The organism is Anoxybacillus sp. LAT27, assembly GCF_022030075.1.
Taxonomy (GTDB): Bacteria; Bacillota; Bacilli; order Bacillales; family Anoxybacillaceae; genus Anoxybacillus; species Anoxybacillus kestanbolensis.
Map to the genome: position 1 here is coordinate 76,485 of NZ_JAIWYK010000421.1, position 17,606 is coordinate 94,090.

At 42.7% G+C, this 17,606-nt stretch carries 22 protein-coding genes; 8 read left to right on the forward strand and 14 right to left on the reverse strand.

Going from position 1 to position 17,606, the window contains the following annotated elements:
* Nucleotides 1-4: 4 nt before the first annotated feature.
* Complete coding sequence (gene speB, locus LD028_RS10455; RefSeq protein ID WP_004893113.1) at nt 5-877, reverse strand: agmatinase; 873 nt, start codon at nt 875-877, stop codon at nt 5-7.
* Between the two features lie 12 nt (nt 878-889).
* A complete protein-coding gene (speE, locus tag LD028_RS10460) occupies nt 890-1,717 on the reverse strand; it encodes a polyamine aminopropyltransferase (RefSeq protein ID WP_237811773.1) in 828 nt (275 codons plus the stop codon).
* Nucleotides 1,718-1,893: 176 nt separating this feature from the next.
* Between speE and LD028_RS10465 the strand changes: the two genes are divergently transcribed.
* On the forward strand, nt 1,894-3,945 hold the full coding sequence (locus LD028_RS10465) for a transglycosylase domain-containing protein (RefSeq protein WP_237811774.1): 2,052 nt from the start codon (nt 1,894-1,896) through the stop codon (nt 3,943-3,945).
* Nucleotides 3,946-4,083: 138 nt separating this feature from the next.
* On the opposite strand, the gene LD028_RS10470 is transcribed toward LD028_RS10465, so the two are convergent.
* Nucleotides 4,084-4,590, reverse strand: a complete 507-nt coding sequence (locus LD028_RS10470; protein WP_237811775.1) for a YwhD family protein — start codon at nt 4,588-4,590, stop codon at nt 4,084-4,086.
* Nucleotides 4,591-4,607: 17 nt separating this feature from the next.
* Nucleotides 4,608-5,276, reverse strand: coding sequence for a site-2 protease family protein (locus tag LD028_RS10475; protein WP_237811776.1), 669 nt, complete (start codon nt 5,274-5,276; stop codon nt 4,608-4,610).
* Nucleotides 5,277-5,406: 130 nt separating this feature from the next.
* Between LD028_RS10475 and LD028_RS10480 the strand changes: the two genes are divergently transcribed.
* On the forward strand, nt 5,407-5,595 hold the full coding sequence (locus LD028_RS10480; RefSeq protein ID WP_003397075.1) for a 2-hydroxymuconate tautomerase: 189 nt from the start codon (nt 5,407-5,409) through the stop codon (nt 5,593-5,595).
* Between the two features lie 10 nt (nt 5,596-5,605).
* Here the strand turns inward: LD028_RS10480 and LD028_RS10485 are convergent, their stop codons facing one another.
* The 3 genes from LD028_RS10485 to LD028_RS10495 all read right to left on the reverse strand — a co-directional run bounded on the left by LD028_RS10485 (nt 5,606) and on the right by LD028_RS10495 (nt 7,773).
* On the reverse strand, nt 5,606-6,118 hold the full coding sequence (locus LD028_RS10485) for a YwgA family protein (protein ID WP_237811777.1): 513 nt from the start codon (nt 6,116-6,118) through the stop codon (nt 5,606-5,608).
* A gap of 12 nt (nt 6,119-6,130) precedes the next feature.
* Nucleotides 6,131-7,453: an HD domain-containing protein gene (locus LD028_RS10490; RefSeq protein ID WP_237811778.1), complete on the reverse strand. Its 1,323-nt coding sequence runs from the start codon at nt 7,451-7,453 to the stop codon at nt 6,131-6,133.
* Nucleotides 7,454-7,548: 95 nt separating this feature from the next.
* Nucleotides 7,549-7,773 carry a YuzB family protein gene (locus LD028_RS10495; RefSeq protein ID WP_003397078.1) on the reverse strand — a complete coding sequence of 75 codons (225 nt, stop codon included), beginning with the start codon at nt 7,771-7,773 and terminating at the stop codon, nt 7,549-7,551.
* A 145-nt stretch (nt 7,774-7,918) separates the two neighbouring features.
* Here LD028_RS10495 and LD028_RS10500 point away from each other — a divergent pair, with 145 nt between their 5' ends.
* Nucleotides 7,919-8,590: an RsfA family transcriptional regulator gene (locus LD028_RS10500; protein WP_077429144.1), complete on the forward strand. Its 672-nt coding sequence runs from the start codon at nt 7,919-7,921 to the stop codon at nt 8,588-8,590.
* Between the two features lie 26 nt (nt 8,591-8,616).
* Here LD028_RS10500 and lipL read toward each other — a convergent pair whose 3' ends face one another.
* Together lipL and pta are read right to left on the reverse strand one after the other, a co-directional pair.
* Nucleotides 8,617-9,444, reverse strand: a complete 828-nt coding sequence (lipL, locus tag LD028_RS10505) for an octanoyl-[GcvH]:protein N-octanoyltransferase (protein WP_237811779.1) — start codon at nt 9,442-9,444, stop codon at nt 8,617-8,619.
* The gene (pta, locus tag LD028_RS10510; protein WP_237811780.1) at nt 9,441-10,424 is read right to left on the reverse strand and encodes a phosphate acetyltransferase; all 984 of its coding nucleotides are present in this window, start codon (nt 10,422-10,424) and stop codon (nt 9,441-9,443) included. The genes lipL and pta overlap by 4 nt, the downstream gene beginning before the upstream one ends.
* A 195-nt stretch (nt 10,425-10,619) precedes the next feature.
* Here pta and LD028_RS10515 point away from each other — a divergent pair, with 195 nt between their 5' ends.
* The 4 genes from LD028_RS10515 (at nt 10,620) to gerQ (ending at nt 12,988) form a co-directional block, all read left to right on the forward strand.
* Nucleotides 10,620-11,183 carry a YqaA family protein gene (locus LD028_RS10515; RefSeq protein WP_237811781.1) on the forward strand — a complete coding sequence of 188 codons (564 nt, stop codon included), beginning with the start codon at nt 10,620-10,622 and terminating at the stop codon, nt 11,181-11,183.
* A gap of 67 nt (nt 11,184-11,250) precedes the next feature.
* Entirely contained in the window at nt 11,251-11,997 is a 747-nt protein-coding gene (hemQ, locus tag LD028_RS10520; RefSeq protein ID WP_035020173.1) for a hydrogen peroxide-dependent heme synthase, read from the forward strand.
* Between the two features lie 122 nt (nt 11,998-12,119).
* On the forward strand, nt 12,120-12,542 hold the full coding sequence (locus tag LD028_RS10525) for a cell wall hydrolase (RefSeq protein WP_006321022.1): 423 nt from the start codon (nt 12,120-12,122) through the stop codon (nt 12,540-12,542).
* A gap of 14 nt (nt 12,543-12,556) precedes the next feature.
* Nucleotides 12,557-12,988 (forward strand): spore coat protein GerQ, encoded by a 432-nt coding sequence (gene gerQ / locus LD028_RS10530; RefSeq protein WP_237811782.1) that lies wholly within the window; start codon nt 12,557-12,559, stop codon nt 12,986-12,988.
* Nucleotides 12,989-13,014: 26 nt separating this feature from the next.
* Here the strand turns inward: gerQ and LD028_RS10535 are convergent, their stop codons facing one another.
* The gene (locus tag LD028_RS10535; protein ID WP_237811783.1) at nt 13,015-13,377 is read right to left on the reverse strand and encodes a DUF423 domain-containing protein; all 363 of its coding nucleotides are present in this window, start codon (nt 13,375-13,377) and stop codon (nt 13,015-13,017) included.
* 357 nt (nt 13,378-13,734) lie between these two features.
* On the reverse strand, nt 13,735-13,971 hold the full coding sequence (locus LD028_RS10540) for a YwdI family protein (protein ID WP_237811784.1): 237 nt from the start codon (nt 13,969-13,971) through the stop codon (nt 13,735-13,737).
* 98 nt (nt 13,972-14,069) lie between these two features.
* Here LD028_RS10540 and LD028_RS10545 point away from each other — a divergent pair, with 98 nt between their 5' ends.
* A complete protein-coding gene (locus LD028_RS10545; protein WP_237811785.1) occupies nt 14,070-15,686 on the forward strand; it encodes a glycoside hydrolase family 13 protein in 1,617 nt (538 codons plus the stop codon).
* A gap of 17 nt (nt 15,687-15,703) precedes the next feature.
* Here the strand turns inward: LD028_RS10545 and LD028_RS10550 are convergent, their stop codons facing one another.
* The 3 genes from LD028_RS10550 to LD028_RS10560 are packed head-to-tail and all read right to left on the reverse strand — an operon-like array spanning nt 15,704 to nt 17,551.
* Nucleotides 15,704-16,699, reverse strand: a complete 996-nt coding sequence (locus LD028_RS10550; RefSeq protein ID WP_237811786.1) for a potassium channel family protein — start codon at nt 16,697-16,699, stop codon at nt 15,704-15,706.
* Entirely contained in the window at nt 16,696-16,902 is a 207-nt protein-coding gene (locus tag LD028_RS10555; protein ID WP_237811787.1) for a uracil-DNA glycosylase, read from the reverse strand. Before LD028_RS10555 ends, LD028_RS10550 begins: the two co-directional genes overlap by 4 nt.
* The gene (locus LD028_RS10560; RefSeq protein ID WP_006321035.1) at nt 16,877-17,551 is read right to left on the reverse strand and encodes a uracil-DNA glycosylase; all 675 of its coding nucleotides are present in this window, start codon (nt 17,549-17,551) and stop codon (nt 16,877-16,879) included. The genes LD028_RS10555 and LD028_RS10560 overlap by 26 nt, the downstream gene beginning before the upstream one ends.
* Nucleotides 17,552-17,606: the final 55 nt, after the last annotated feature.

Sequence of the window (17,606 nt, forward strand, 5' to 3'; positions counted from 1 at the left end):
GTCTTTATTTTACCCAACCGAGAAGCATTTCGCGCACGAGTTTGCTTGCTGTGTTGGCTGTTTGTTCAGAGTGATCATATACAGGCGCAACTTCGACTAAATCTGCTCCGACAACGCGCACATCGGAGCGCGCAATCGCATGAATCGCAGCTAATAGCTCTTTCGATGTAATGCCTCCTGCATCGACAGTTCCTGTTCCCGGCGCATGCGCTGGATCTAATACGTCAATGTCGATTGTCACATATACCGGGCGGCCTGCAAGCGTTGGAAGCACCTCTTTTAACGGCTCAAGCACGTCAAATTTCGCAATATACATCCCGTTTTGTTTCGCCCATTCAAATTCTTCTTTCATTCCAGAACGGATACCGAAAGAATATACATTTTTCGGCCCAATGAGCTCAGCAATTTTACGAATTGGCGTCGAGTGCGACAACGGTTCACCCTCGTAATGTTCGCGTAAATCTGTGTGCGCATCCATATGAATAATTGCTAAGTCTGGATATTTCTTATATACCGCTTTCATAACTGGCCAAGACACTAAATGCTCGCCGCCAAGACCGAGCGGAAACTTTCCAGCTTCCAATATACGATCGACAAACTGTTCAATCATGTCTAAACTGCGCTGAGCGTTACCGAACGGTAAAGGAATATCACCCGCATCAAAATATTTCACTTCATCAAGCTCGCGGTCTAAATATGGACTATATTCTTCAAGCCCGATCGACACTTCGCGAATGCGCGCTGGACCGAAGCGAGAACCTGGGCGATAGCTCACCGTCCAGTCCATTGGCATTCCATAAATAACCGCCTGGCTTTCTTCAAAATTTGGGTGGCTCTTAATAAATACGTTGCCAGAATACGCTTCATCAAATCGCATCGTTTTCTCTCCTTACTTCACTAAGTCTTCAACAAATTTCGGCAATACGAAGCATGCTTTATGAAGCTGTTTTGTGTAATATTTCGTTTCGATGTCATGGAAACGATCATCGCTTACTTCAAGCGGATCATACTTTTTCGAACCGAGGGTGAACGTCCACATACCGCTTGGGTACGTCGGAATGTTTGCGATATATAAACGCGTAATCGGGAAAATTTCGCGCACATCACGTTGAACGGTGCGAATTAAATCTGCTTTAAACCAAGGGTTATCTGTTTGCGCAACAAAAATACCGTCTTCTTTTAACGCTTTCGCAATGCCTGCATAAAACCCTTTTGTAAATAAATTCACCGCTGGACCAACAGGTTCTGTCGAGTCAACCATAATGACGTCATATTCATTTTCACTTTGCGCAATATGCATAAAGCCGTCATCTACTTTCACTTCAACGCGTGGGTCGTCCAATTGACCGGCGATTTCTGGCAAATATTTTTTCGAATACTCGATCACTTTGCCGTCAATTTCAACAAGCGTCGCTTTTTTCACGCTCGGATGCTTTAACACTTCACGAATGACACCGCCGTCTCCGCCACCAACAACAAGAACGTTTTCTGGATTTGGATGCGTAAATAACGGAACGTGCGCCACCATTTCATGATAGACGAACTCATCTTTTTGCGTTGTCATCACCATTCCGTCTAAAATAAGCATGTTCCCGAATTCTTCTGTTTCGACCATATCGAGCTTTTGGAATTCCGTTTGCTCTGTATGTAAAGTGCGTCTAATTCGTGCTGTAATTCCAAAGTTGTCCGTCTGTTTTTCAGTAAACCAAAGTTCCATATTGAACACCCTTTCGTCAATAATGCACCGCTTATCATGCCCAAAAAATAAAATGCTAAACATGAAAAAGTATAGAGCAATCTAGCAAAATTTCAAGTAAAAATTGCTAGAAAACGTTTAAAAAAATAAAAATGTCTTTATACTAAATTGTAAACGTAAAAAATGAGGTGATGGCTATGGAGACGATTGCCATCGAACGATGGAAACGAACGTTTAAATATATGCGACTCTTTCTTTTGTTCGCTTTTGTTGCTAGCTTGTTATGCACACTCACGATCGCTGGGCTTATTATATTTGCGAAATGGAAAGGTCCTCCCCCTTTAGCCGTTCCGCAATCCACAATTTTTTATGCAGAAGACGGAACGAAAATTGGTGAAAATCATTACGGAGGAAAAAGATATTGGATAAAACTATCCGATATGTCTCAACACGCCATTGAAGCGACGATTGCGGTGGAAGATCGAAAATTTTTTGACCACTATGGTTTCGACTTGAAGCGCATCGCTGGGGCGATCGTCGCAGATATTAAAGCGATGAAAAAAGTGCAAGGAGCAAGCACAATTACTCAACAATATGCCCGCAACTTATTTTTAAGCTACGAAAAAACGTGGTGGCGAAAAATACAAGAAGCACTGTATACGATTCAACTGGAAGCAAACTACGAAAAAAACGACATTTTAGAAGGATATTTAAACACCATTTATTACGGACATGGTGTATACGGCATTGAGGCAGCCGCCAACTTTTATTTCGGAAAATCGGCCCGCGATTTAACCGTAGCGGAAGCAGCGATGCTCGCAGGCATTCCGAAAGGCCCGAGCTACTATTCGCCGCTTGTCGATATGGAACGAGCAAAAAAACGGCAACGCATTGTCTTACATTCGATGGTCGAGGCAAAATTTTTATCCGAGAAAGAAGCCGAAAAAGCAGCAAATGAACCGCTTCATTTTTCAAACGGCGAGCATATGAAAACAAAAACGATTGCCCCGTATTTTCAAGATGCGGTCAAACAAATGTTAAAAACAAAACTCGGATTTGATGAAGAAACGATTGAAATGGGCGGATTGCGTGTGTATACAACGCTCGATATCGACATGCAAGCAATTGCAGAAGCAAAAATAAAAGAAACGATTCATTCGCAGTCTAACATTCAAGTGGCGCTTGTCGCGATGGAGCCGAAAACAGGTGAAGTGAAAGCACTTGTCGGAGGGCGTGACTATGAGAAAAGTCCATTTAATCGGGCAACACAAGCAAAACGTCAACCTGGCTCTACATTCAAGCCGTTTTTATATTATGTCGCGCTACAACATGGGTTTACCCCATCAACGTTGTTACGTAGCGAACCAACGACGTTTACACTTGAAGACGGTTCGACATATGCACCGCGCAACTTTAACAACTATTACGCGAACGATACAATTACACTCGCCCAAGCGATTGCCTTATCTGACAACGTCTATGCCGTAAAAACGCATTTGTTGCTCGGACAAGACAAGCTTGTCGCCATCGCCAAACAACTTGGCATTACAAGCAAACTGAAACAAGTGCCATCGCTTGCGCTCGGGACGTCGCCCGTTAAGTTGATGGATATGGCACGCGCCTACAGCATTATCGCCAACGGTGGAAAAAAGGTCGAACCTGTATTTATTAAAAAAGTGACAAACTTCGAAGGAAAAGTGCTATACGAACAACAATCAAACGATGAACAAATACTCGATCCTGCACTTGCTTTTGTGACGACGCATTTAATGACCGGCATGTTTGATCCGACATTAAATGACTATGCTTCGGTGACAGGACAATCAATCATTCCGCGCATCACTCGACCGTATGCTGGAAAATCAGGGACGACGAAAACAGATAGTTGGATGATCGGTTTCACGCCGCAACTTGTCACAGCCGTCTGGACGGGATATGACCGAGATGAAACAATTGATCGCACAGATGAAAGACAATACGCAAAACATATTTGGATCAATTTTATGGAAGACAGTTTACGCGAAAGAAAAGTCGCGACATTCGAACCGCCAGAAGGCGTCGTTGGCGTATATGTCGATCCTCATAGTGGGAAACTTGCGACAACCGCTTGTCCGATCAAACGGTTAAGCTACTATGTCGTCGGTACAGAACCGACCGACTACTGCAAGGACCATCCAGCGGAAAAGAAAAAGAAGAAAAAGAAAAAGGAAAAAGATTCGTGGTTAAAACGGTTGTTTGATTGGTTTTAAACATAAACGCCCAAGCGAGTATGCTTGGGCGTTTATGCGTCCTAGTTTTATCATGTGTTACATTTGTATTTTTAGTTTACTCCTTTTCCCACTCAACGACAAGTATACATAGGTTTTCGTTCACAAAACCGTCACATTTTATCCATGATTTTGAAGCTGACGTTTTAACTCCTCGCTTGAGCGTTCCCACATGTCGCGGTTATGTTGTTGTAAAAACGAAGCTAACACCTCTTTTGACCGCTCATCCATATGATCAACAATAATATGTCGCTTTAACGATTTGTCCATGCGGTTCACATGTTCGGGAAGCGATTTATATCCGCGACGCGCCTCGCGATCGACCGTCATTTCGCATGCCGTCACCCCGGCATAATACGCCCCTTCTTCCGCCTGATCAATCGTTACCCAGACGAGCCAATAAGGTTTGCCGTTTGGCACTTCATCACGATTTGGTGTGAACTTAATGCCTTTTTCTACGACGCTGCGCGCATGCATCGCTCCCATATCAATAAACGCTTCGCCTGCTTCAACATCGATAATGACAGGAGAAACGTTCGCCAAACTAAGCACCCCTGTACCAAACGTTCCGTGCACTTTCGGCTCTTTTTTAATAATGTTAAACATCGGCTTTTTTTTCTCTTCCACGATCGTTCATCCTTTCATCATAAAATGAGCGTTGAAAATATGTCTTGTAGCCATTGAGCAACCGTTGGAATGGCTACGTGGAAAATTGGTCGAATCGTATATTGATCTAATGGCGTGAAAATGAGAATTAAAAAAATGAGCGCTCCATAATTTTCAAATTGTGTCATTTTTGCACGCATATGCATCGGCGCTAAATCTTCGATGATGCGATACCCGTCAAGCGGAGGAAACGGCAATAAGTTAAAAACGAACAGTAAAATATTCAATCCGATATAAATTTCAAAAAACTGATACAACCCGTCTCGAAACCATATTGGAATAAAGTCAAATATGCCGATGCGAATCATTCCATACCATAAAGCAAAACCGATAGCCGCAAGCAACAAATTGCTGAGCGGGCCAGCGACAGAAACGAGAATACCCGCCACACGTGGATGACGGAAATAGCCACGATTGACCGGCACCGGACGCGCCCAACCAAATCCGGCAATGAAAATAAGCAACGTCCCTAATATGTCTAAATGAGCGAGCGGCGACAACGTCAGTCTCCCTTGTTGTTTTGCCGTCGGATCGCCAAATTTATACGCCACGTATGCGTGCGCAAATTCATGAACAGAAAACGCAAGCGCAAGCGCCAATACAACATACGGTATTTCCCGAAGCGGATATGCTAAAAATTGGTCCACGTTCCTTCTCCTTTTCAAACGTTTTTATTTTTTGATTATTATACACGAAAAACAAGGGGAAGCACTACTGAGAACGGTCGATGAATGGTATAATAACGATTGTCGAATGAAGAGGAAAGGGGCGGTGGCCATGCCATATGTAACAGTAAAAATGCTTGAAGGACGCACAGAAGAACAGAAACGAGCGCTCGTTGAGAAAGTAACAGAAGCCGTTGCGGAAACGACAGGTGCACCGAAAGAAAAAATTGTCGTCTTTATTGAAGAAATGTCGAAAAATCATTATGCGATTGGCGGAAAGCGATTAAGCGACGAAAGCTGACCTGTGGAGGTCAGCTTTTTATGTACGCTTGTGCACGCAACTGCTCGATGTAACGATACGCTTCTTCCACTTCTTCTTCCGTATATCGCTGTTTGCTTTTTAATGTAAATACTTTTTCTTTCACTTCATCTTTACTTAAATCTTCAAAATATAAAATCGTCGAAACTAGCTCTAAAAATCTTGCACTTTGTTCATTTAAACTGCGCAAACAAACGTCTAAATCAGGCATGTCCAAATGATAGTGCTTCAAAAACTGCTCGCCCGCTTCCGTCAACACGTAACGATATTGATAGTACCCGCCTTTTTTTTCTTTCATTTCTTGCACAAAGCCAACGTTACATAACTCTTCCATACGCAACGTCAATTCTTCCGAATACGGACCGTAAAAATGAAAATCGAACTTTTCATAAAAAGGAAACTTCATCTTTTTCGCAATGTAAATCATTTTTTGTAGTTTTTTTCGACCGACAATTTCCCCTACTGCTGCTAACGCTTTCAACATTTTCGCATGCTCGAAAAGCAACGCCCTCATCTCCTATTCATATAAAAGTTGTTTAATTTTTTTCTTCACGTTTCGTTTTGTCGATAAATCATCGAGAAGATCTTGCGGAAAGTATAATTTATGATCGGTGCGACGCTTCCCGGAAATCGCATCAACAATCGTCGATTCCCGCGATAATTCACGCAACTCCCCATTCGGCATTAACAAATAAATCGGAAGCCTCTCCTCTTCTTCCCCCGGTCGGTAAAAATCGTAAGGAAGATCCGATGAAGAATCAACGACTAAATAATAATCCGGGTCAATGCCTGCTTTTTTAAACAACGTCGTCAATTCCACTAGCTTTTTCATTTCCTCATTCGTCGGTTGAAATTCGACGTATTTAAATAAATTACGATGCATAAAGCGACAGCATAAATCGCTTAAAATCGCATCTCGTTCATCTTGCCATTGTTGAAAATAATATAATGTTACCGCTTCATCTAGTTTCAAGTAGTCTTCTAGTTGCATATTTCCATGAAAAAGAGATTGGAAATGAACAGGAGGTGTTTGAAATGTATAACCAGCTAAATATAGATGTTTCGCACGGTGCAAAATTTTCGTTAAAATGACTTCGGCGCTACGCGTGACGGGATGGAAATATACTTGCCAATACATTTGATATCGGCTCATAATATAATCTTCTACCGCATGCATGCCGCTTCGTTTAATGACGACTTGCTCTTCACGAGGACGCATGACACGCAAAATACGTTCCATATCAAAATGCCCGTAACTGACGCCTGTATAGTATGCATCGCGCAATAAATAGTCCATACGATCGGCGTCAATTTGGCTTGAAATGAGACTAACGACAAGCTTATTTTCGTACGTCTTCGCAATCACTTCCGCCACTTTTTTCGGAAAATCAAACGATACGCGACGGAGCACCGCATTTACTTCCGTATCGCCTAAAATAATTGCGCGGGTAAATTGTTCATGATCAAGATGAAACACTTTTTCAAACGAATGCGAAAACGGTCCATGTCCTAAATCGTGCAAAAGCGCAGCGCATAAACAAAGCAAGCGCTCGTTTTCATCCCAATCTGGTCGACCGGCGAACACATCGTCAACGATGCGACGGACAATTTCATAGACACCAAGTGAATGATTAAAGCGACTATGCTCCGCGCCGTGAAACGTCAAATACGTCGTACCGAGCTGTTTAATGCGGCGCAACCGTTGAAATTCTTTTGTGCCAATTAAATCCCAAATAACTTTATCACGCACATGCACATACCGATGCACCGGATCTTTAAACACTTTCTCTTCGCTTAATTTTTCGTTGGGATACAATCCTTCTCCCTCTCTTCCGTTCATAACATAGCTTTATTATAGAGCGTTCTTTTTAAAAAACAAAGATTCCTTTTTTCAGAAATAAAGAAAAAAATCACCTTCGAACACAAAGGCGATTTTTATTTTTTCAACTTCGCAGCAATCTTTTCTATTAATTCATCTTCCGTCATCGCTGATACAGGGCGATTGTTGACGAACGCAAACACTTTTTTTCGACCAGGACCGCAATACGATTGACAGCCAATTTCAATAGTCGCGTTCGGGTCTAATTTTTTTAACCTTGGCAACAACGTTTTTAAATTTGTTGCTTGACAGTCATCACAGACGCGAAATTCATTTTGCATACCGTCCTCACTCCTTTTCGCTAACGAGTATTCTAACGCGTATACGCGAACAATGCAAGCTACATCTATTTCCTTTGAAAAATAGTATATCTTTCTTGTTTTTTGGTGATTATGAAAGTAAAAGAATGCGAAAGGAGTTTTTTTCATGACAAAAAAACGACAAGATGCTTGGACTGAAGAAGAAGATTTATTGCTAGCTGAAACGGTGTTGCGCCATGTGCGCGAAGGGAGCACGCAGTTAAATGCGTTTGAAGAAGTGGGCGATAAATTAAACCGCACGTCAGCGGCATGCGGGTTTCGCTGGAATGCAGTCGTGCGTCAACAGTACGAAGAATCGTTACAAATGGCAAAGAAGTTCCGTAAACAACGGCAACGCGCACTTGGAAATAAACATGCGTTGCGAAAACGGCCGCTTTATACACCTCCTGTACCTTCGCTTGAAGAGTTAGGAATGGAACCGTTAGAAGTGCAGGCGAATGAATATGAACATGTCGAAACAAGTCAGTTAACGCTTGACCATGTCATTGCTTTTTTGCACTCTTTAAAACAATCGTATATCGGTCAAGAAACAGCGCTAGTGGAAAATAAGCAGCTAAAACTTGAGCTCGAACAACTACAACAACAATATAAACAACTAGAACAACAATTTACAAAACTTCAAAAAGAAAATGAAGAATTACGCGAAGATTACGGAACGATGGCACGCATCATTAACCGTGCAAGACAAATGGAAATTTCAGAAGATGAGTTTAAGCCCCCTATTTTCAAAATGGATCGCAACGGAAATTTAGAAAAAATCGAAAAGATTGCCGAGTAAAAAAGCTGTCGCATCGGACAGCTTTTTTATTTCGGCAACATCGTCTCGTTTCGATCAATCATACGCTGAAAATACATGTAATATCGCTCCCATTCTTCCGGGGTGAGCGATGATGGCTCGAGCCTACTTCCAAACGCTTGGAGCGCTTCATATAGTCGGATGATCAGCACTGAAACAGTCATTTCTTTACCGAGCAGTTCACTTAATGATGCCATCGTATGTGGAACGATTGTCGGATACGTAAACTTCGTTTGTTCTCCCGCCAACGCTCGCTCATAAAACTGACGAATAAACTCCGCTCGTGTTGCGCCGCTTCCGTTTACACATATATACACTTGTACCGCGACACCGCCCCGAATGCGACGTTGTGAAATGCCTGCAAATTTTTTCCCGTCAATACTCAAGTCAAAACTTCCCGGGCAATACGAACCGACAACTTCTCCTGTTTGCACATGCGCTTCTGGCAGCATGTGTGCAATGAGTGTCGCCATCGCTTCATATCCTCGATCAATATCAATTCCTTTTTTTGTATCAGGAAAAATAAGCGAAACGTTTAAAACCCCTTCATCTAATACGACCGCCAATCCACCAGAGTTGCGGACGATCGTACGCCAACCTTGTTCATGTAAGTAGGCGAGTCCTTTTTCAATGTACGGCAATTTCGTATCTTGAATGCCGAGCACAACCGTCTGATGATGCACCCATAAGCGAACAACCGGCTGTGACTGACCGCTACCAACCGATTCACAAAGCGCATCATCAAACGCAAATGACTGCTTCGCATCAAACGATGGCCCGAGGGTTGTATGGTCGATCACTCGCCACATTTGTTGTTGCAACAATTCGCTCATCATTCCATCGCCGCAAGCGCCTGCGCTGCTGTGATAAGTGATAATTTGTATACATCTTCGGCGTTGCATCCGCGCGATAAATCGTTTACTGGCTGATTTAATCCTTGTAAAATTGGACCAACTGCTTCAAAATTGCCGAGACGTTGAGCAATTTTATAGCCGATATTTCCCGCTTCTAAGCTTGGGAAAATAAAGACGTTCGCATCACCTTGAATAACGGAATCTGGCGCTTTCTTTTTCGCCACAGATGGAACGAACGCGGCATCAAATTGAAACTCGCCATCAAGCGTTAACTCTGGCGCCATTTCTTTTGCGATGCGCACCGCTTCGATCACTTTTTCTGTTTCTGGCGATTTCGCTGATCCTTTCGTTGAGAAGCTAAGCATCGCTACACGCGGCTCAATATCAAACATTTTCGCTGTTTGTGCACTCTCTACAGCGATTTCTGCTAAATCTTGGCTATCTGGTGCAATGTTAATCGCACAATCGGCAAATACATATTTCTCATCACCGCGCACCATAATGAACACACCTGATGTTTTGCGAATACCCGGTTTTGTTTTAATAATTTGTAACGCAGGACGAACCGTATCCGCTGTCGAATGTGCGGCACCGCTCACAAGTCCGTGCGCTTTTCCCATATACACAAGCATCGTACCGAAGTAATTTTCATCGAGTAAAATGTTGCGTGCATCTTCTTCTGTCACTCTTCCTTTGCGACGTTCAACAAACGCAACAACCATCTCATCCATTTCTTCATACGTATGTGGGTTGATAATTTCTACTTTCTCAAGCGTCAAGCCAAGTTCTTTCGCTTTTTGAACAACCGCTTCTTGCTCGCCGATGACAATCGGATGTAATACATTTTCTGCCGCTAGACGTCCGACAGCTGTTAAAATACGTTCATCTAATCCTTCCGGAAACACGATCGTTACATTTTTCCCTGCCACCTTTTGTTTTAAGGCTGCAAATAAATCACTCACGAAATGTTCCTCCTTAGTTTTAAAAAATTCGTCTATCTATTAGAATACTCTTATTGAGACGAAAAGCAATGAATTACACCATAAACGAAAATAGTCTTTTTTTTATAACAATTCTGTTTTTTAAACTGAGTGATATATCGCCTAAAAAGTGATATATTTGTTAAGGAATATGTACAAAACAAAGGAGCGTTATTTATGTCACAATGGATTCATTATATTGAACAATGGTTGCTTGAATTTGGTGTGATTGGTCTCGTCATCGTTTCGTTTACAGAATCTTCATTTTTTCCGATTCCGCCTGATGTATTATTAATTCCGTTAAGCATCGCCCAGCCGGAAAAGGCGCTATGGTTTTCTTTTTTAACAACGATCGCCTCCGTCTTTGGCGCACTGCTTGGGTGGTACATTGGAAAAAAATTCGGCAGACCGATTTTACGTTATTTTATTTCTAATGAAAAAATGGACAAAGTAGAACAATACTTTCAACAATACGGAGCCATGGCGATTGTCATCGCAGGATTTACCCCAATTCCGTATAAAGTGTTTACGATTTTTTCGGGCATTTCGAACATCAGCATTCGCACGTTGCTTTTTTGGTCGTTTATTGGTCGTGGGGCGCGCTTTTTCGCTGAAGGTCTTATTATTTTCATCTTAGGTGCGCAAGCGAAAACATTTATTGAACAGCATTTTACAACAATCACGATCGTCGGCGGCATCGTTATTGTTATTGCTTTTCTTATTTACAAACGATTCAAATAGTGCGTTTGGCATAAACGAAACGCATATGATACAATTTCGGTAGTACATAACAAAAGGAGTGTTGGACATGAGCGAAGCAGCGCAAACGTTAGACGGTTGGTATTGTCTGCATGATTTTCGCACGGTTGATTGGGCGGCTTGGAAAACGCTCACAAACGAAGAGCGCCAAGAAGCAATACAAGAGTTTTTCACATTAGTAGAAAAATGGGAAAATACAGAAGCTGCCAAAGAAGGGAGTCATGCGATTTACACGATTATGGGGCAAAAAGCAGATATCATGTTTATGCTTTTACGTCCAACGATGGAAGAACTTCACGAAATTGAAACAGCAATCAACAAAACAAAGCTTGCTGAATATCTCGTGCCAGCCTATTCGTACGTCTCTGTCGTTGAACTAAGCAACTACTTGCCAGCAGAGGCAGGCGACCCGTACGAAAATCCAGAAGTACGTCGCCGTTTATATCCGATTTTACCAAAAACAAATCACGTTTGTTTTTATCCAATGGACAAGCGCCGTCAAGGAAACGACAACTGGTACATGCTTCCGATGGAAGAACGTCGCAATTTAATGCGCGCACACGGCATGACGGGTAGAAAATACGCTGGAAAAGTCGTACAAATCATTACGGGCTCGGTCGGCTTTGACGACTATGAATGGGGCGTCACGCTCTTTTCAAACGATGTACTTCAATTTAAGAAGCTCGTATACGAAATGCGATTTGATGAAGTGAGCGCAAGATTTGGTGAATTCGGCTCGTTCTTTGTCGGCAACATTTTGCCGAAAGAAAAAATGGAACAGTTTTTACATGTGTAGGCCTCCGATTTGGAGGTCTTTTTTTTTCATCTCTCTCATACATATAACAATGACGACTTTCCTCACATTTTCATACGTCTCATCATAGGCTAATAGCGATTTTCATAAAGTGAGGTGAAGGGATGGCTGTTGTTGCATATACAGAAGAAGATGTCAAATTGCTTGCGCGTCTCATGCGCGCAGAGGCAGAAGAAGACGGACAACTCGGCATGTTAATGGTTGGAAATGTTGGAGTGAATCGTGTGCGTGCAAACTGCCTAGACTTTGACGGTCTTCGTACGATTCGTCAGATGGTATTTCAAAGCCCTGGAGGATTTGAAGCGGTACAAAAAGGGTATTTTTATCAACGGGCACGTGAAGAAGATATTCGTCTTGCCCGACGCGTCATCCGCGGCGAGCGTTTCCATCCTGCTACAAATTCGCTTTGGTTTTTTCGACCGAACGGATCATGTCCGCCGCAATGGTTTAATCAATGGAATGCTGGACGATTTAAGTCGCATTGTTTTTATGCGCCAACACGTTCGAATTGTCCACGCGTATATTAGAAGGAGGGGTTACGATGAGTGACGAACGTCAACAAATGCCGTATTATCCATATCCGTACTACTATCCATACCAAATGCCGACGTATCCGTTTGGCATGCCTACACCACAAACGGGAGCGATGCAAACGCCAACAACCGCAAGCCAACCGCTACCAGGTATGCTTCCAATTGAAGAATCATATATTGAAAATATTTTACGTTTAAACAAAGGCAAAATCGCAACCGTTTATATGACGTTTGAAAACAACCGTGAATGGAATGCAAAGATTTTCCGAGGAGTCATTGAAGCCGCTGGTCGCGATCATCTTATTTTAAGCGATCCACAAACAGGAATGCGTTATTTATTACCGATGATTTACCTCGACTATGTGACATTTGATGAAGAAATTAATTATGAATATCCATTTGCATCAGGTGGCGGATTAAGCACATATGCTCCGCGTTAAAAACGAGGCGTCAAACACGCCTCGTTTTACATTTGTTTTATCGCGATATACGCTAAAAGTAGCCAAGCGATAATAAACGATACCCCCCCTAACGGTGTAATCGCTCCAAGTATTTTGATTTGTGTTAAGCTTAGCACATATAAACTACCCGAAAATAACACGATCCCTACAAGCATAAACCATCCAACCGGCGTCACGTTCGGCCATTTTGTCGCCAGCAATGCAACAATAAACAAACCGATCGTGTGGAACATTTGATATTGAACGGCCTTTTGCCACGTGTCGATATATCGCTCTGGAATTCTCCCTTCGAGCACATGCGCTCCGAATGCACCGAGCGCGACACATAATGCTGCGCTAATGGAAGCGATAATTGTAAATAGTTTCATGTTCATTCCGTTACAGAAAACTTACAAGACTTTATAAAAAACTTATAAAAGTCTATGTTTCCTTCCTTGTTCATCGCGCCCGATTTCGCGAAAAGCTACTCTCGTTTCCTTGGCGCTCCGAAGTCAAGTTTCTTGATGTTTTCCGTTTTTCTGTAACGGTATTCACCTCCCTCTGTTTCAACTCTATTCTTTTCGTACTTCCGCAATAGTCCTCGTCTTTTGCTTATTGTTGGGCAGAAGTATGACTTTGTACGTGCGAATCATCTTCTCCCAGCCCCTTTTTGACTTTTTTCACATAAAATGATCATCAGATTTTTATAAATATTTATACATTTATCATGAACAGTCAAAAGCCCTCTAAAAATCAAGTAATGATGGTCCGTTCGCTTCAGCATCGATGTCTAATCGTTCAGTTGTTGTCGGCTGCGGTATCGTAATCGCCGTCACATTTTGTGATCGTTGTTGTAAAATGACATCGCACAACGCGCGAACCGCATATATATGCTCACGCATCGCCTGCGGTGAGGAAGACTGCTTCGCCTTTGCGATTTCTTCTTCGATCTTTGTTAATACATTTGTCACCGATATGTCCAAAACGTTTTCACTCCCTACTTCTTTTTCCTTTACAACAATGGTATCTTATACATAGCAACTTTTCAAACTGAAAACGCTTAAAAAAGGAGTGACAACGAATGAAACGGACATGGTGGAAAGAAGCTGTCGTCTATCAAGTGTATTGGCGGAGCTTTTTTGACTCAAATGGCGACGGGTATGGTGATTTAGAAGGGCTCATTCAAAAACTCGATTACATTCACGATTTAGGGGTCGATGTCATTTGGCTAAACCCGTGCTATGAGTCGCCAGATAAAGATAACGGATACGACATTTCTGATTACTATCGCATTATGGATAAAGCTGGGGATATGGCGACGTTTGATCGTTTGCTTCATGAGGTGCATAAACGTGGAATGAAATTAATTATGGATCTCGTCGTAAACCATACATCCGACCAACATCCTTGGTTTATTGAATCTCGTTCATCAAAAGATAATCCGAAACGCGATTGGTATATATGGCGCGACAAACCAAACAACTGGCGTTCGTACTTTACGCCATCGACGTGGGAATATGATGAACAAACGGGGCAATATTATTTTCATTCATTCGCGGTGGAGCAACCAGATTTAAACTGGGAAAACGAAGAAGTTCGCGAAGAAATTTATAAAATGATGCGCTTTTGGTTAGATAAAGGCATTGACGGATTCCGTTTAGATGCGATTGCTCTGCTTGCCAAACCTGAAGGGTTTCCTGACGCTGAAAACCCATATGACATTCGTTATTTAACAAACAACCCAGGCGTGCACGATTACTTGCAAGAAATGCATGAAAAAGTATTAAAGCATTACGACATTTTCACAGTCGGGGAAGTCGCTTTCGTGTCGCCAGAAGAAGGATTAAAATATGTCGGGGAAGACCGAAACGAGCTACATACCCTCTTCCACTTTGAAGTTTGCGACGAAATGCCGACATGGGATCCGATTCGCTTTAAACAAATTCAAAAACGTTGGTACGAAGGTTTGTGGGGGAAAGGGTGGAACTCGCAGTTTTTGAACAACCACGATCATACGCGACAAGTGACGCGCTACGGAAACGACAAACAATTTCGAGTTGAATCCGCAAAATTGCTCGCTACGCTCGTACATACGTTGCCTGGAACGCCGTACATTTATCAAGGGGAAGAAATTGGCATGACGGGCGTCAAATTTGACTCGATCGATGACTACAACGACATTGCGATGAAAAATAAATATGCCGAGGAAGTCGCCAAAGGATGCGATCCGAAAGAAGTGCTAGAAAGCTTGCAGCTATTAAGCCGCGATAATTCTCGGACACCGATGCAATGGGACGATAGCGAAAACGCAGGATTTACGACGGGGACGCCTTGGTTAAAAGTGAATCCGAATTATAAAGAAATTAACGTTAAACAAGCGTTGGCGGATCCGAACTCGGTGTATTACTACTATAAAAAGCTCATTCAATTGCGTAAACAAAATCCAGTCATGGTGTACGGTACGTTCCGTGATTTTTCGGAACATGATCCGTACATTTACGCCTACACACGCGAGCTCGATGGCGTTCGTTGGCTCATCGTCTTAAATCATTGTGACAACGACAACGTTTATGAGTTGCCGCAGGATCTTGCTTCGGTCGACCGTCACCTTTTGCTCGGTAATTATACAGACGTGAAAGAAGAAGGCTCCGCACTTCATATGCGTCCACATGAAGCAAGAATTTATGCATTACAATAAGCAGCCGATGTGGCTGCTTATTTTTTATTGACTCCCTGTTCAAACGCCTCTAGCGCCCGTTTTTCACCGAATACGATCAATATATCTCCAACGCAAAACCGCTCATCTGGCGTTGGGTTACCAATCATGTTGTTTTGACGTTGAATCGCAATAATCGTCACGCCAAAGCGGGCGCGCACCGCTTGATCGCGGACAGATGTCCCGACAAATGAAGAATGCGATTCAATCGTAATCTCTTCGATCGCATATTGTTCGGCACGATCGTGAAAAATTGTATCGACATAATCAACACTCACCGGCTTTAACATCGTCATCGCCATGCGACGACCGCTTAAGAAGGCGGGGTTAATGACTTTGTCTGCTCCAGCGCGCCGCAATTTTTCCTCTGATTCCGTTCGCTCCGCACGTGCGACAACTTGAATATTAGGATTTAGCCCTTTTGCGGTTAAAGAAATAAAGACGTTATCAGCATCCGAAGGCAATGCTGCAACTAACCCTGCGGCACGATCAATGCCTGCGGCAATTAACACGTCATCTTCTGTCGCATCGCCTTCAACGTACGGAATGGGATCGCCCATTTCTTCAAGCCAGTCGGCATTCCGCTCGATGACAACGACACGTGTCCCATTTTTGACAAGCTCACGCACAACTTGTTCGCCAACACGACCAAATCCACATACGATAATATGGTGTGTCATCGTTTCTATTTTCTTTTTCATTTTTCTCCTCCGCACCGTTTTCGAAAATTCCCCTTCCATCATCATCGAAACAACCGCCCCTGTCGCATACGTCACGATACTAATACCGACGGGAATAATAATGAGCGCAAACATTTTCCCATAAAACGTTTGTGGAACTGTATCACCATAGCCAACCGTCAAAATCGTAACAACCGTCAACCAAAGCGCATCAAAAAATGTTAATTGCTCAGAAAACATAAACCCTACCGTCCCTGCGATAATAGCGACAATCATCGCAATGACAGAAACAGCGATAGAGCGCGACGAACTCATCCGTTTCTCCCCTTATGTTCTTTTTTTACAAACTTCATGCAAGGCGTCCCAGATGACTGCCTGACGACAATCGACGGCAACATCGCGCTTTTAAAACCGAATGCCCGACAGCCCCGCGGCATTTGCCCATCCCATGTCACATAAAAATGTTTACATTCATAACAGTTCACGCGTGTATCAAATGTTTTCGATTTGCCAGTCAATGGGCTCTCTCCCTGTCTGTTGTAAAAAGGCGTTCGTTTTTGAAAAGGGACGGCTACCGAAAAAACCTCGTGCGGCGGAAAACGGACTTGGATGCGGTGCTTCAATGATGTAATGATGCTCATTCGTGATGAGCGCTTTTTTTGCTTGCGCATGACGTCCCCATAAAATAAAGACGACAGGTTCATCCTTTTCATTTACAAGTTCAATGACACGGTCCGTAAAATGTTCCCAACCTTTTCCTTTATGTGAATTGGCTTCTCCCCGTCGTACCGTTAATACGGTATTTAGCAATAGCACCCCTTGCTTCGCCCATTTTAATAAATAACCGTTGTTTGGAATATAACACCCAAGGTCATCTTGTAGCTCTTTAAAAATATTTAATAGTGACGGAGGCAAAGCGACGCCCGGTTTTACAGAAAAACTTAATCCGTGCGCTTGATTTGGCCCGTGATATGGATCTTGTCCTAAAATGACAACTTTGACATCTGCATATGAAGTATAATGGAGGGCATTAAAAATGTCGTGCATATCAGGATAAATTGTTTTCGTTCGATATTCTTCTTTTAAAAACTCACGCAACTTTAAATAATACGGTTTTTGAAACTCCTCTTCTAATAAAGGAGCCCAGTCGTTTTTTAATATGCTCATCGTCGCACTTCCTTTCTAATACAAAGGCTACCCTACTTTATAGGATAGCCTGTTT